Origin of the sequence: Clostridium sp. MCC353, assembly GCF_018785315.1 — a bacterium.
Lineage (GTDB): Bacteria > Bacillota > Clostridia > Lachnospirales > Lachnospiraceae > CHH4-2.
The window spans coordinates 15410-30562 of record NZ_WQPN01000004.1 but is presented as its reverse complement, the minus strand read 5'-3'; the positions used below and the strand labels follow the sequence as shown (position 1 = coordinate 30562).

Annotated in this window: 10 protein-coding genes; 1 reads left to right on the top strand and 9 read right to left on the bottom strand. The window is 47.0% G+C overall.

What is annotated here, in order from left to right:
* Window positions 1-123: 123 nt before the first annotated feature.
* The 5 genes from GPL15_RS00660 to GPL15_RS00640 form a co-directional block, all read right to left on the bottom strand.
* Window positions 124-2130, bottom strand: a complete 2007-nt coding sequence (locus GPL15_RS00660; protein ID WP_215695100.1) for a beta-galactosidase trimerization domain-containing protein — start codon at window positions 2128-2130, stop codon at window positions 124-126.
* Window positions 2131-2154: 24 nt separating this feature from the next.
* Window positions 2155-3147 (bottom strand): D-2-hydroxyacid dehydrogenase, encoded by a 993-nt coding sequence (locus tag GPL15_RS00655; protein ID WP_215695099.1) that lies wholly within the window; start codon window positions 3145-3147, stop codon window positions 2155-2157.
* A 37-nt stretch (window positions 3148-3184) separates the two neighbouring features.
* Window positions 3185-4054, bottom strand: a complete 870-nt coding sequence (locus GPL15_RS00650; protein ID WP_215695098.1) for a carbohydrate ABC transporter permease — start codon at window positions 4052-4054, stop codon at window positions 3185-3187.
* Between the two features lie 48 nt (window positions 4055-4102).
* Window positions 4103-5056 carry an ABC transporter permease subunit gene (locus tag GPL15_RS27215; protein ID WP_215695097.1) on the bottom strand — a complete coding sequence of 318 codons (954 nt, stop codon included), beginning with the start codon at window positions 5054-5056 and terminating at the stop codon, window positions 4103-4105.
* Window positions 5057-5147: 91 nt separating this feature from the next.
* On the bottom strand, window positions 5148-6722 hold the full coding sequence (locus tag GPL15_RS00640; RefSeq protein WP_215695096.1) for an extracellular solute-binding protein: 1575 nt from the start codon (window positions 6720-6722) through the stop codon (window positions 5148-5150).
* Between the two features lie 237 nt (window positions 6723-6959).
* Between GPL15_RS00640 and GPL15_RS00635 the strand changes: the two genes are divergently transcribed.
* Window positions 6960-9224 (top strand): AraC family transcriptional regulator, encoded by a 2265-nt coding sequence (locus GPL15_RS00635; RefSeq protein ID WP_215695095.1) that lies wholly within the window; start codon window positions 6960-6962, stop codon window positions 9222-9224.
* Window positions 9225-9536: 312 nt separating this feature from the next.
* Here the strand turns inward: GPL15_RS00635 and GPL15_RS00630 are convergent, their stop codons facing one another.
* The 4 genes from GPL15_RS00630 to GPL15_RS00615 form a co-directional block, all read right to left on the bottom strand.
* On the bottom strand, window positions 9537-10619 hold the full coding sequence (locus GPL15_RS00630) for a DUF917 family protein (protein WP_215695094.1): 1083 nt from the start codon (window positions 10617-10619) through the stop codon (window positions 9537-9539).
* 219 nt (window positions 10620-10838) lie between these two features.
* Window positions 10839-11957 (bottom strand): nitronate monooxygenase family protein, encoded by a 1119-nt coding sequence (locus GPL15_RS00625; RefSeq protein WP_215695093.1) that lies wholly within the window; start codon window positions 11955-11957, stop codon window positions 10839-10841.
* On the bottom strand, window positions 11957-13684 hold the full coding sequence (locus GPL15_RS00620; protein ID WP_215695092.1) for an acetyl-CoA carboxylase carboxyltransferase subunit alpha: 1728 nt from the start codon (window positions 13682-13684) through the stop codon (window positions 11957-11959). The genes GPL15_RS00625 and GPL15_RS00620 overlap by 1 nt, the downstream gene beginning before the upstream one ends.
* 43 nt (window positions 13685-13727) lie before the next feature.
* Window positions 13728-15080, bottom strand: coding sequence for an acetyl-CoA carboxylase biotin carboxylase subunit (locus tag GPL15_RS00615; RefSeq protein ID WP_215695091.1), 1353 nt, complete (start codon window positions 15078-15080; stop codon window positions 13728-13730).
* Between the last annotated feature and the right edge of the window lie 73 nt (window positions 15081-15153).

The window sequence follows — 15153 nt, the reverse complement described above, 5'->3', positions numbered from 1 at the left end:
AATTCCTCTCATCCACGGCCGCCTGCCCCAGATTCCCCGTCTTCATGGCGTCACTCCTGCCAACTCGTTAAATAAAGATTTGAGGGAAAGGTCTTTCTGGCCGTTATTGGAGGAAGTATATTTCTATACTGATCCGGCTTCCATCACAATCATTTCAAATGCTTCCAGCTTCTTCACCGTGAACGCCACCCTTCCATTTTCGTATACAAACTCCACATTGTCCTTTGTATTCAGTGATTTCACCGATTTTGGCTCAAAATCCGTCTCAATCGTAACCTGGGCGTCCATTACAGGAATTGGCTCATAGAAGCTGGTTCCAAAGTGTCCGGTGGTGTTTACAAGGAAAACGGCGGTGCAGCCTGTTTTTTTCCCGGCCGTCACTTCTACCATAGGGGTGAGTTCGGGGGCGGAACTGGTTAGGCCGCAAAGCTCTTCCAGGACGTCACTCATGAACATCATGGTATTATCGTAACCGCCCTCATAGAAAAGTTCTCCGGCAAGCCAGGGGATGAATATGCCCCTGCCCTTTCCAAACGGCGCTCTGACAATTCCCGGTATCTCTGTAACCTGCTCGTAATAACAGCGTTCAGGCGGACCGATGGGATGAGGCGGAATCAGGGAAAGATAGGTTTCCACATCCGGCCGGAAGCGGGAAAACACAAACTGATCCCCTATTGCTGCCAGCTCCGTATCCTTAAACCGATGGAAAATTTCCTTTTCTTCTTCCTTTATCAGCAGCATGGATGACACCATATCTTCCCGGACAAAATACCCTCCGTCCATGCCCATGCATTCCAGCGCATTCTCATCTCTCGCCTCAAAATCTTCCGTATAAAAACCAGACTGCCCTGTAGCCAGAACCGTACCGCCTTCTTCGGCATAGTGATCAAGCTTACGGGCTTCCTGATCGGAAAGATACCTGATATTCGGCAGAAGAACCATCTGATATCCAGACAGATCAGCATCCCCGAACTCCTTTTTCCGGATCTCATCGAACAGAATATGGTTCTCCGTCAGTGCCCGGATCCATCCACGCTCTTCTTTAGAATCGCCCCACAATTCTCTGCGGACTAACAGAACTTTTGCACAAGAACGAAGCCCCTGCAGCAGTGTTTCATGTTCCTTGTGGAAACGGAATACATTTTTAATGCCTTCATATCCGCGTCTGTCCATGTGATTATCCAGCCGTCCTATGAGATAATAATCCACGCCGCCCAGATTCGCCAGGTTCTGCCACATTCTCAGTTCCTGCATGGCCGGGCTCACGCCGATCTGCCTGTAAAAAAATCCGATAAAATCCACAGTTGTATTGGACGGTACGATTCCGGTTTCCCCTGTTCCGCGGATGCACCGGGTATTGGAGGAGGCGCTGTACTGCCAATGGGGGAGCGGCCGTTTATATTCCGTATTGGATTCCATGCGTTCAAAATCCGCTCCCTTGACCGCTATATCCGGATTCAGCTTTCTCATGAAACTCAACAGCTTCTGGTTCTGTTTATCCGTGCATTCCCTCTGAAATACCTTGTATTTTCTGTAAACCGGGTCCTTCATGTCCTCTTTTAACGGAAGTTCCAGCCCGAATCTTTCACGGAAAAGCCACTTGCAGCTGTTGCAATGGCAGATCCCATAGTAATTGTAGCTGTAATCCTTCACCTGGAACCCGCTCATATTGCAGAAGATACCGTCGATATCCAGTTTCTTTACCACTTCCTCAATGATCTTTAAGGAATATTCCTGCTGGTATCCGCCGTTGGGACAGACGTGCACATCGCCGTTATAATCCACGATTCTTCCGTCAGCCGTCCGGTAGGCCCACTCCGGGTGCTCCTCATAAACCGGACGCCTGACCTTTGAAAAATCAGTTCTCGCGATCACGCGGATGCCCTCTCTATGGCATGCATCGATGATCGTCTCCAGGCTGTCTCCGGTCAGATACCGGCTCTGAAACTGATAGGGCAGACCGGTTTTATAGCTCGCGATAATTCCGGCTGTGTTTATCATCACCACTGTCGCATGGAATTTCTTCAGTTCTTCCACAAACTGTGCGGCATTTATGTCCGCCATGTCGGTCTCCCGTAAATTCGTCTGGATCATCCGCCACGGCCAATCCGTACACCAAATTTTTCCCATATGAAATTACCTCTTCCCCGATTTTTATTTTGTGTAGACATCCCGTTCAGACAGACGGTTTATCATTTCCTGCTCATTTCTATACCGCCCGATATTTTCAATCAGAATATCCAGCGCATTGGAATAGATATCCGCCACTCTCGGCGTGCTGTGAGGCGTAATCATCATATTCTCCAGATCCCACAGCGGGCTGTCTGCCGGAAGCGGCTCCGTTTCAAACACGTCACAGCAGGCCCTTCCGATTTTCTTCTGTTTCAGGGCCTGACAGAGCGCCTGTTCATTGACCACGGAACCTCTCGCCAGATTGATGAGACATGCTGTCTCCTTCATCTTTTCAAACTGTTCCCGGTCAATCATATGATAGGTTTCATCCGATAACCGGCAGCAGAGGACCACGAAATCGCTCTCTTCCAAAATCCGGTCAATGGTATCTCCCCTGTTTAAAGAATAGAATTCGTCAATCCCCTCCGGAATCTCCTCAAAATCCAGCCTGTCATACCCAAGCACCCGCATTTCAAAGGCCTTCGCCCGCTTTGCCACCGCTTTTCCTGTATTTCCCAGCCCTATGATGCCCATGGTTTTGCTGTTAAGCCCCTTGGTCTGCTGATACTGTTTGGAAAATTCATTCCAACGGTGTTCCTTCTGCGCCTCGTACAGGCGGTAGACATCATAAATATGGGACAGGGCAAAGAAAAAAACATGCTCCGCCAACGACGGGGCGGAACGTCCGGCCGCACCTGTAACAATGATATTTCTTTCAAATATCTCCGGCCTGGCCGATTTATTCAATCCCGCGTGGCTGCAGTGAATCCAGCGCACGTTCGGCGCGGACAAAATCAAGTCGTCCAGATCGTCGTCGAGCACAGCCACGTCGATCCGGTCTAAAACCGTCTTGATTCCTTCCGCATCCTTTTTATCAAACCATAACACCTCCGCCGGAGCGAACGCCTTTACCAGGCGGTCCAGGTGCTCCTCATCATAGTTTACAGTGGTCAGTACCGTCTTAATCTCTCTCATTTCCTTCTCCTTTCAGCCGTTCACGGCATACATCCCCTCATCCTTTAATCGATCCCAGCATCACGCCCTTTGCGAAATGCTTCTGCAGGAACGGATATACAATCATAATTGGAAGAATCGCCAATATAATCGAAGCCATTCTGACAGTCTCCTGAGGAGGAACCGCCTCAGCCGTCAGCGCCTGGCCAATTCCCGACGCATCGGCGTCCACCACAAGCTGTTTAATCAGAAGCTGCAGCGTCCACTTGGTGGTGTCGGACAGGTAAAGCAGCGCGTTAAAATAGGTATTCCAATGTTTTACCGCAAAGAACAGCAGAAATGTCGCGATACACGGTTTGGAAAGCGGAAGAACGATCAGCCCGAATATCCGCAGCTCCCCGCATCCGTCCATCTGCGCCGATTCTATAATTTCCTCCGGAATCGTCTGCAGAAAGTTTTTCACCACAATCAGATTCCACGCGCTGGTCATGCTGGTCAATATGAGGGCCCAATGGGAGTTCATCAGCTTCAGGTTCTGAACCAGCAGGTACGAAGGAATATGTCCTGCGTTGAAAAACAGTGTCACAACTACCATGTAAAAGAATATTTTATGGCCCGGGACTTCTTTTTTCGTCAGCCCCCATGCCATTGCAAACGTGACAATCAAATTCACCGCCGTACCCACCACCGTGATGAACACGGTGCTCTTAAATGCATTGAAAAAGCTGGGCGTCGACAGCACATAGCGGTATGATTTTAATGAAAACGCCTTAGGTATGATATAAAACTGAAGCGGAACATAGGTATCCGGGTCCGTAAAAGAAACGCTCAGAATATACAAAAACGGCAGAATGCTCACCACTGATATGACGCCCAGGACGCCGTATATAAAAAAGTCGCCCACTGTAAATTTTTTTATGGAATGCAAATAATCCCCTCCTCACAGCCGTAAGTTCCCCTATCCTGGAAACACAGCTTAAAATATGCCTTCATATCCCATCTTTTTCACCGTAAAATCGGAAAACCAGACGAATACCACCCCGATCAGCCCTTTAAACAGGCTGACACAGGTGCCGAAACTGATTTCCCCCTGCTGGATTCCCAGACGGTAGGAGTAGGTATCAAAAACCTCCGCCACGTGATAGACCTGTGAATTAGTCATCAGCAGAAGCTGTTCAAAATCCACATCCGCTATGGCTCCCAGCCTTAGGATCAAGAGCGTGATGATTGTGGGCGTAATCGCCGGAAGCGTAATATAAAATATTTTCTGCAAACGCCCCGCCCCGTCTATGGTGGCAGCTTCATACTGGGATACGTCCACGCCCGCCATGGCTGCCAGGAAAATGATGGTGCCCCACCCCGTATTCTTCCAGATGGTCTGAGCGATCACAATCGGCCAGAATGCAGACGGTTTGGATAAGAAAGAAACCGTATCCATTCCCAAAAATGTCAGGAATTTATTGATCACACCCACGTCCACCGATAACAGGAAGAACGTCATACTGGCGATAATAACCCACGAAAGGAAATGCGGCATATAAACGATGGTCTGAATGAACTTTTTGTACCGTTCATGAGCCACTTCATTCATGAGAAGCGCCAATATGATCGGAACAGGGAAATAAAATACCAGCGAAAGAAGATTAATTGCCAGCGTATTGCGGAACATCGTATAGAAAAATGGATCTTTAAATAACGTAATGAAATGGTGGAATCCCACCCATTCGCTGCCCCTCATTCCCACGTAGGGGTTGTAATCCTGAAAGGCGATCGCCAGCATTCCCATAGGAATATATTTGAATATCACAAAATACACAATGCCGGGCAGCATCAATAAATAGATACATCTGCCTCGTTTCATTCTGCAAAGCAGGCTGTTTTTCTTCGCAGATCCGTTCTGCATTCTGTTTGCTGCTTGTCTTGTAAACACCCCTGCACCTCCATCCATATGAGCTTTTAAAGGGCCTGCAGCACTCTCTTAACGCCTTGTTGTTTCAATGGCTGCAGGCTCCTGTTTAAAGCTATTCTTCTATTTCAAAGCCTTCATAAGATTCCGCAAATTCCTGATAAGCCGTTTTAAACTCCGGCATATTGTTCAGCGTATCCACATAGGATTCATACTCTTCTATGGTGATCTGTCCGATTATGACTTTTGTCGCATAGGCTGCCCACTCGTTTATATATTTCGGCCAGACCTTATTCCAGGTTTCTGAAGTTGCCACGGTAAAGGGATCGATGGTGCCGACCTCGTCCACATTCCAGGAATCAAACAGCTCTCTCATCTGTTTGTTGTATTCCGCCGACGCCTGAGGTGACCCGACCTTCATGTACGCGTCATATTTTCTTGCAAACACCTGCTGCGGCGCGCTGGAGCCCATATCGATGTTTTTCTGCTCAGTCAATACCTTTTCTCCGTTCACAACATTATAATGGACGCCTTCAATTCCATACATTGAAAAATCCAGATATTCCTGGGTACAAGTTTCTTCCAGATAATCCAAAATTTTAAGCATCTTTTCTTCCGGCACCGTCTTAGAGATGAAGAAGCAGTCAACAATGCCCGTTCCGTAAGAAAAAGCATAACCGTCTTCACCTTTCAAAGGACCTAAAACATCAACATAAGCATCCTCTTTTACCTGTTTAAGTGTCTGTGTAAAAGGATAAGCCCATCTCATGCTCTCATTCACCAGACATGCTGCCGCGCCGGACTGGAAAAGCTCTGTGGCCTGAGTCGGCTTCATGACTGAAAATTCTTTGGAAAGAATCCCCTTGGAATACATGTCCTTCAGCCATAGGATATAGTTGGTAAAACTGGGCGACAGCTTGTTATAGACCAGCCCGTTTTCTTCATTATAATAAGGCGTGTTCACTCCAAAAGCAGCCGTAAATCCACCGCTGCTCTGGGTTAAGAGATCCTGCTTAGATACCATACCCACCATATTCGGATTGGCTTTTACAATTGCTTCCATGGTATCAGTAAACTCTTCAACCGTGACAGGCATCTCAAGCCCCAGCTCATCCAGCAAATCCTTCCTGATCAGAGGATTGCTCGAAACCTGCGGCTGGCTTCTGGGAATGCCGTAATTTCTGCCCAGCACCCGGCTGTATATCCATGCGTTTTTGGGCTCATTGTTCAACAGGTTCGGATATTTGGAAAAGTCCCCCAGATAATCCGTCAGATCCCAGAAAGCCCCGTTTTTCACCGCATTTACAAACGGAGGATTGTTTAAGTTATTGGAGGGATTGGCTACCAAAACCTCAGGCAGATCCCTGCTGGAAAAGATTAAATTCAGCTTTGTTATGTAATCCCCGTCCGGAATCCATTCCACCTCCAGCTTTGTGTTGGTTCGTTTTTGAAACTCCTCCCAATAGGCGTTGTTCATATCAGGAACCTGGTCGAACAGCCTCACTGTCATCTTGATGTCCAACGGCTCCTCCTCCGCGGCAGCCTGGGTGCCCGCCGCAGTTTCTCCGGTAGTGGCCTGGGAAGAAATTTCCGGAGTCTGTGACTGCCCGCAGCCGGTTGTCATGGCCGCGAACATGCCGGCTGCCAACAGCGCCGATACTGCTTTTCTTTGTGTTTGAAATTTGTACATCGTATCCCCTCCTGAGACATTTTTATTGTAAGGCCATCTTATCCTTCTGGCGGCGGCTTTGTAAATATTCAATCCTTACTCTGGTTGTATAATCTTGTTAGCCAGCATAGTACAATCTTATTATGATAGTAAAATATTATCGATTTTGTTCATTTTGTATATTATAATTATAATTTCACCCCTCTGTATGTTATAATTTCATATAGATCTTATTATTAAATAGGGGAGGAAAGCGACTTGATACCATCTAATTTGAAAAAACATTTAAAACACACAGTTCTGATCCGGAATGTATGTATCCTGTCCCTTTTATTGTTCATCCCCTTCATCACTCTCATCCATGCGACCATCCGAATCAGTTCCAAAGACCTGATGTCCTATACCAAAGAAACGGAATACCAGCTGCTTAACAGTCAAAAAATGGATCTGGAGGCGAATTTAACGATTATCGACAACATCGCAAACCAGCTGCTGTTTGATAATGATATCCTGCAGTTCACCCAGATAGATCCGTTCAGCCCGGATTATGAAAAAATCAAAGTGATCCTGCAAAAAATTGAACGCACCCTGTATTCGTTAAAAATGATCGAATCCATCTATTTATATGATGATGTCCATCCATATGTCCTGTCCGACGCCATGGTCTACAAAGATAAGTTTTCTGATCCCCTGGTGCTTAACAATGATTCTTATCAAACGCCAGGGCTTAAAAAACTCCGGGTTTTGGACAGAAGCACCCCTTATACCAAAACAGCTCCGGTCACAATCATGAGTTATGTGAGGAAGCTGCGCGGATTTATGGGAGATGAGGATATCACACTGGTCATCAATCTAAATGCAGACGTTTTTTTGAATTCTATGCTGAGTGTATCGCAAAACAGCACCTTTTTAGTTACAGGTGAAGAAAAACAGCCTTTGGCTGCCGTGCACAACTCCATGTTCACAGATGTAAAAACTCTGGATGAGATATACCAGGCCAATGTCCTTACACTGATCGAAAGTTCTGCAGGAGACCAGTCCATAGATGACAGAAACTATGTTTCATTTATACATTCAGATGCTTTCCGGCTCTCCTTTATCAATATACAGCAAAATGATTTCTACATAAAAAGCATTATAAACACCACAAAAAAATTAGTGATCCCCTATGTACTGATTACCGCCACCTCCGTGATTCTGATCCTGCTGGCCTCATTTTATCTATACCGGCCCCTTAAAGCCCTGCTGAAAAGCCTGGAAGGCTATACAACAACAGACGATACACCCGCGGTCTGCAACGAGTACAGCAGGATTGACCATTTAGTTAAAAACCTGCATACCCAGAATCAGAAGCTGAAGCAAAAATATGACAGCTCCTATCCTTATCTGGAGGCCTATGCCCTGCATGAATTCCTGGTGTCTCCCAATTTCAACAGGGACAGCTTTTATTCCGCATTAAAAATGCTGGGAATGGAAATTTATCATCAGAATTTTCTTCTGCTCCTAATCAAATTTTATGATGAACAAAACAGTAAGGCGGCCGGCCGTTACCTCCTTCCCCTTACACAAAAACAAGAGGATCTGTCTTTTTGCTACACCATCACCGACAGCCACGGATTGGCTGTACTGATTAACACGGAACTTTCCAGAGACACATTATTACAGCTGTCAGACGAAATAGCGCAAAGTCTGATTGAACATTCCGCTTCTGCCGTATTGGGTCTCAGCGAAGCGTTCTGTGAAATCGATCTTCTGCCCATTTATTATAACGATTCACTCAATAAGATCACAAAGAAAACCTTCCATTCGCCCCATACGGCAGAGGTCTTTGACCTGACGCTGGATTGTCCATCCCCAGTTCCCGATGAAACCGCACTCCCGCTGGAATCACTAATCCATCATGTGAAGCTGCAGAACACGGAAATGGCATTAAAGGAAGCGGATCGGTTATTCCATACCTCGGTGAACCTTCCGGAATACAGCGAAAGCCATATGAAGTATCTGGTTTTTCAGATGGAATGCGCCATATATAAACAGGTTCTGCTGTTAGGCGGCATCTATGACGATGCAAGTATGAGTGAATATCAGCTATTCGCAAGTATCGGACGGGCCGATCATTCGGAAAAGCTATACAGTCAGCTAATGTCCTTTATCGAGAGCAGCATTGCCTCCCTCTCCTCCCTCGTTCAGCGCCATTACCACGAGATCATTATACAGACCCATGCCTTTATCGAGAACAATTATATGAAAGATATTTCACTAAGAGATATCTCAGATCATGTGCATTTGTCCCAAAATTATCTATGCAATATGTTTAAAGCAGAATGCGGTGAAACGATCATGAACATGCTGACAAGAATCCGTCTGGCTGCGGCATGTGAGCTTTTATCCGATGAAAAACTGCTCATAAAGGAAGTGGCTTCGAAGGTGGGGTATAATAATGTACAAAGCTTTATCCGTTTTTTCAAAAAGGCATACGGCATGACACCTGATAAGTATCGCTCATCCCTTCATAAGTATTAACCGGGAGTAACGCCGTGAAAAAAGCAAGGGGGAACCGGGGCGGACAGACGAAGGGGTAAGGGCTTGGGGATTCTGGATTCGGCCCTAAGAGATACTAAGGCCTTCAAGAACGGAAAAAAGCAGGGCGGCGCCCATTCGAGGTAAAGTCCATAAAGAGTTTACATCGAATGGGCACCGCCCTGTCTTTTTTCGTTCTTGAAGGCCTTAGTATCTCTTAGAGGCGGGAACCCGACCTCCGGTCCCCTGACACCCGGCCCCCCGGGCCCAGATTTGCCTTCTTCACGGCGTTACTTTCACGACCAAACAAAGATTTTAAAATAACTCCTCATTAAAGCGAACCAATTCCTTTTTCAGAATTCCTTCCACTTCTTCATAAAGTTCCTTCTGATACATACCGCCGCCCAGAATCAACTGATCCTTAGGAATAATTATCATGATAACGTCCATATCATCCCTGATCTCAGCGCTGGACACCGCTAATCCGGTCTTCGCATCCAGAGTACACAGAAGGTCCGGGAAAGAGCCGAGCCGTTCCCCATTTTTCTCCAATGTCATGTACTCATTCCAATAAGTGAGCTCATAATCATCCCCATCTGCTTTCACATGCAGAGAGCCTATATCATATCCACCGTCCATACACAATTCATAATCGCAGGTTATGCCCCGGCAGATCACTTTTGCTTTATAATTGTCCTCCAGGAATTTTAAAATTCCCTCCACGTCTCCTTTATGATCCTGATACCCCTTACCGATTGCCAGCGCCTGGGCGATTGCACCTACTGCAGCATGTTCTTTCGCATATTCGGCGGATACCGGATTACGGAGTACACAGCACATGCCTCCTGCCGCTACAGCAGTTTGGCGCACCATATGGGAGGTTGTTGTTAAACTGCCCTTCGCCACGGTTTCCACATATTTATCATCCTTTCCGCCACAGGCAGTCTGAATGCTTATGTAGCCGGGAACCTGGTTCAAACCAATGCTTCCCATCGTACCTGTAGGATGGGCCCGTCCATTGCTGGGAGCGTCCACGAGAGGGGTTCCGGTAATGGCAGAAATCACCCAGCCATTGGAGGTGGAAACACCGCCGTTTTCACACGTAGTAAATCCGGCTATTTTTGTTCCGCTGGCATCTTCAAAATTCTTGAGAACTGTCTTCCAATGTTCAATGGTAACACAGGTATCCTTCGCTGACGGCGCCCCCACCATGGATACATTAACAATCGTATCATTCTGGTCCAATTCATCAATATCTACCATAATCAACTCATCCGTATGGCGGAACGCCTCTTCCAGAGCGTCCAGGCCCAGTTGGAGATTTCCACCGCCGCCGCCGCCGAGTAAAAGGCCACCATAGAGAGCCTGAAGACATAGATCCTTTGTTAATTTAATCATGTAAAACCTCCTTCTAAATTAATATTCAAACAAAGCCATATATTTAAGTCTAATTGTTCTACAACTTTTTGTCAATTGCCAATAAACTTTTCGTATCTGCTGTTTTCATAATCATTAGAATGAACGTAAAATAACTTATTGTCAATTATAAAAAATACCAAAAAGGCGCAATGAGAAATCCTCATCTTCACCAGATCCCTCATCACGCCCTATCTTCATTTAATTTCCAGTCAATTCATCCATAACCGCTTCCACAGTCTCAATCTTCTCAGCCCTGTATGCATTGCTTCCGCAGAACAGCAGCGCATGATCCAGATCCCCTTCTGCCGCATTAATCAAAGCTTTCGTAATGCAGTAAGGCGTAGTGGCCGGATTGCAGTGTTCCAGACATAGAAAACAGTGTTCGATTTTCTCCCGTTCCCCGCCGACACGGTCCAGAAATGTATTCTTAATCGCCCGCCCAGGCATTCCCACCGGACTTTTAACGATCACAATATCTTCCTTTTCCGCATTGATATATGCCTGTTTATACTCCATAGGAGCGTCACATTCCTCCGTTGTCACAAAACGGGTTCCCACCTGGACGCCGTCGGCCCCCAGTTCAAACTGGTGCTCCACATCCTCATGGGTATAGATTCCTCCAGCCGTCACAACCGGGATTTTTATCTTATACTTCTCCCCGTACTCCTTCACAACATTGAAGATTTTCCTGATCTCCTCGTCATATTTAAGGCTTTTATAAGTGGCTGGGACATTTTCCGTATCCGCGCCGTATTCCGTCAGATCCTCTCTCGAAAAACCCAGGTGGCCTCCCGCCAAAGGTCCCTCAATCACAACCAGATCCGGCGCCTTTTTATACTTTCTGTCCCACATCTTACAGATAACCATGGCCGATTTAGCAGAAGAAACGATGGGGGCAATCTTGGTCTTTACCTTTTCCCCCATTTCAGCCGCAGCGTCCGCCACATATTCAGGCAGGCTGACAGGAAGCCCTGCACCCGAAATGATGATGTCCGCGCCGGCTTTCACCGCCGCTTTCACATATTCCGCATAGTTTTTCGTGGCAACCATGATATTGAAGCCAATCACGCCCTTTGGCGCAATGGCCCTGGCCTTATCAAGCTCCGTTTTTATGGCGCGCAGATTAGCAGCCTGAGGATTTTTCCAAAAATCCGCGTCCCTGAATCCGATCTGGGCGGTGGAGATTATCCCCATCCCGCCGGCCTTAGCCACAGCTCCGGCCAGGGAAGACAGACTGATCCCAACTCCCATTCCGCCCTGGATAATTGGCTTTTCTACGGTTAAATCACCTATTTTTAATGATGGCAACTGGTTCATTACATTCTCCTAAATCTCTCATATCTCTGACCGGCAATTTCCTCGCCGTTCATTCCACCGTACTCCTTCAAGAATCCCTTAATTCCCTCCGTCAAATATCCACAGAGAACGTTCAGGTTATCATGCGACGCAGGCTCCGTTTCAGGAATCACTTTTTCAATCAGTCCCATGTCAAACAGATCCTTTGCCGTGATTTTCATAACCTTAGCAGCTTCATCCGCACGCTTGCTGTCCTTCCAAAGAATGGATGCAAATCCCTCCGGCGAAAGAATGGAGTAAATGGCATTTTCAAGCATCCATACCTGGTTTGCAACTGCCATGGCAAGAGCTCCGCCGCTACCCCCTTCTCCGATCACAACAGACAGAACCGGAACCGTCAGGCTTGCCATTTCAAACAGGTTTCTGGCAATGGCCTCACCCTGTCCCCTCTCCTCAGCTTCCAGCCCGCAGAATGCCCCAGGCGTATCCACAAAGCAGATAACCGGACGTTTAAATGTCTCCGCCTGCTTCATCAGCCGCAGAGCCTTTCTGTAACCTTCCGGAGACGGCATACCGAAGTTGCATTTGATATTGTCCTTGGTGTTCTTCCCCTTCTGCTGCCCGATGACCGTAACAGGGATTCCTTGGAATGTGGCAATACCGCCCACAATCGCCCCGTCGTCCCCAAAATACCGGTCGCCGTGGAATTCCATAAAATCATCAAATATCATATCAATATAATCAGTCGCTACAGGACGGTCCGACTTGCGGGATAAAAGAACAGTATCCCAGGCAGTTTTTCCACCTTCTTCTGATTTTTTATGACGTTTATCCACAACCGGAGCCGCAGTTTCTCCACAAACTGTTTCTAAATCCACATCTTTTCCCGCCTCAGCGGAATGCAGCTTGAGTATTCTGTGCAGCGTATCCTTTAAATCTTCCCTCTCCACAATCTTATCGACAAATCCATGTTTCAACAGGAATTCAGACCTCTGGAATCCCTCCGGCAGTTTCTGTCCGATGGTCTGCTGGATCACCCTTGGGCCCGCAAAACCGATCAGTGCATTGGGTTCCGCCAGAATAATATCTCCCAGCATCGCAAAGCTGGCAGTAACGCCTCCTGTAGTAGGATCAGTGAGGACACTGATAAATAACTGTCCCGCTTCATGGTGTTTTTTAAGGGCTGCGGACGTCTTTGCCATCTGCATCAGGGAAACGATTCCCTCCTGCATCCTGGCCCCGCCTGAACAGGCGAAGATGATCACCGGAAGTTTTTCCTTTGTAGCCCGTTCCACCGCGTTGGTGATCTTTTCACCCACGTTGTGTCCCATGCTGCTCATGAGGAATCTGGCGTCACAGACGCCGATCACCGTCTTACAGCCGTTAACTTCACCCTTACCGATCACAATCGCTTCATTTAACTTTGATTTTTCCTTCGCCGCTTCAACCTTTTTCTCATAGCCAGGGAAATTAAGGGGATTGGAAAACTCCATCTCCTTATCCCATTCCTCAAAAGTGCCGTCATCGATGACCATTTCAATCCTTCTGTAGGCATGGACGCGGAAATATCCGTCGCATTTTGGACAAATATAATAATTGTTTTTGACATCCTCCACATAAACCGGCTGTCCGCATTTATTACATTTTCTCCAAAGCCCCTGAGGGATGTTTGGCTCATCTGGCTTGGATGAAGATTTATACTTTGTATCGATCAATGTATAAGTCTTTTTGAACATATCTCTTAACATCTGGATTACTCCTTTTCATACAGGCGGCTTCACATGCCTCAGACTATTTGCAGTATTCCGGGAAGTAAGTCGGAATAAAATGAGTATCGGTATCTCCGTCCTGATAAGCAGGATGGCTTAATATCTCAAACTGGAAATCCACGTTGGTTTCAATTCCTTCAATGATCAGTTCCCCCAGGGCGCTGCGCATCTTGGCAATGGCGTCGTCCCTGTCCTTACCGTGTACAATCAGCTTCAGCAGCATGGAATCATAGTTGGCAGGAACCTTATAATCACTGTAAATATGGGAATCAATGCGCACCCCATTGCCTCCCGGCACATGGACATTGGTGATCAGTCCAGGACAAGGCATAAAGTTTTTAGACGGATTTTCCGCGTTGATTCTGCATTCAATCGCATGCCCTTCCAGCCTCACCTGTTCCTGGTTCACGCTCAGCGTCTCGCCTGCCGCCACCCGGATCTGTTCTTTGATAAGATCCATTCCTGAAACCATCTCCGTCACCGGATGTTCCACCTGGATACGGGTGTTCATTTCCATAAAATAAAAGTTTTTGTTCTTATCCAACAAAAATTCAATGGTTCCGGCATTCTCATATCCCACCGCTTTCGCAGCTTTTACAGCCGTTTCCCCCATCCTCTTACGGAGTTCAGGCGTAATAGCCATAGATGGAGATTCTTCCAATACCTTCTGATGACGTCTCTGAATAGAACAGTCACGCTCGCCCAAATGAACCACATTGCCGTGTTTGTCGGCCATGATCTGAAATTCAATATGTCTCGGTTTTTCAATATATTTTTCAATATACATGGTATCGTCGGAAAATCCCTTGATGGATTCCATCTGGGCATTCTGGAAGTTAGCTTCAAAATCCTCTTCGCTGTAAGAGATTCTCATGCCCTTTCCCCCGCCGCCGGAAGACGCTTTAATCATCACTGGAAAACCGATCTCTTTCGCCATGTTCAGGCCGTCTTCCACCGTATAAACAGCTTCCTTGCTGCCCGGAACAACCGGCACTCCCGCTTCCATCATGGTCTTTCTGGCCTCAGATTTATTGCCCATCCTGTTGATAATATCCGCAGACGGTCCGATAAATGTAATATTGCATTTTTCACAAAGCTCAGCAAAACGGGCATTTTCAGATAAAAATCCAAATCCCGGATGAATGGCATCCGCTTTCATGGCAACCGTAGCTGTCAGGATTCTCTCCATATTCAAATAACTCTGTGAGGAAGCGGCCGGGCCGATACAGATCGCTTCATCCGCCAACAGCGTATGAAGACAGTCTTTATCCGCCTCAGAATAAACCGCAACGGTCTTAATTCCCATTTCCCTGCACGCGCGGATGATCCGCACCGCGATTTCGCCTCGATTGGCTATCAAAATTTTATCAAACATATTTACCTCTCATGCTGCCGCCGGCTGCGGCCTTGTAGTCCGGATACCCCCGGGCGGACGCTCAGAATAACAA

Bases quoted from the DNA above. Each gene is read 5' to 3' on its own strand.
- GPL15_RS00620 (WP_215695092.1), bottom strand. From the start codon at position 13,684: ATGTTAAGAGATATGTTCAAAAAGACTTATACATTGATCGATACAAAG.
- GPL15_RS00625 (WP_215695093.1), bottom strand. From the start codon at position 11,957: ATGAACCAGTTGCCATCATTAAAAATAGGTGATTTAACCGTAGAAAAG.
- GPL15_RS00615 (WP_215695091.1), bottom strand. From the start codon at position 15,080: ATGTTTGATAAAATTTTGATAGCCAATCGAGGCGAAATCGCGGTGCGG.
- GPL15_RS00630 (WP_215695094.1), bottom strand. From the start codon at position 10,619: ATGATTAAATTAACAAAGGATCTATGTCTTCAGGCTCTCTATGGTGGC.
- GPL15_RS00640 (WP_215695096.1), bottom strand. From the start codon at position 6,722: ATGTACAAATTTCAAACACAAAGAAAAGCAGTATCGGCGCTGTTGGCA.
- GPL15_RS00660 (WP_215695100.1), bottom strand. From the start codon at position 2,130: ATGGGAAAAATTTGGTGTACGGATTGGCCGTGGCGGATGATCCAGACG.
- GPL15_RS00655 (WP_215695099.1), bottom strand. From the start codon at position 3,147: ATGAGAGAGATTAAGACGGTACTGACCACTGTAAACTATGATGAGGAG.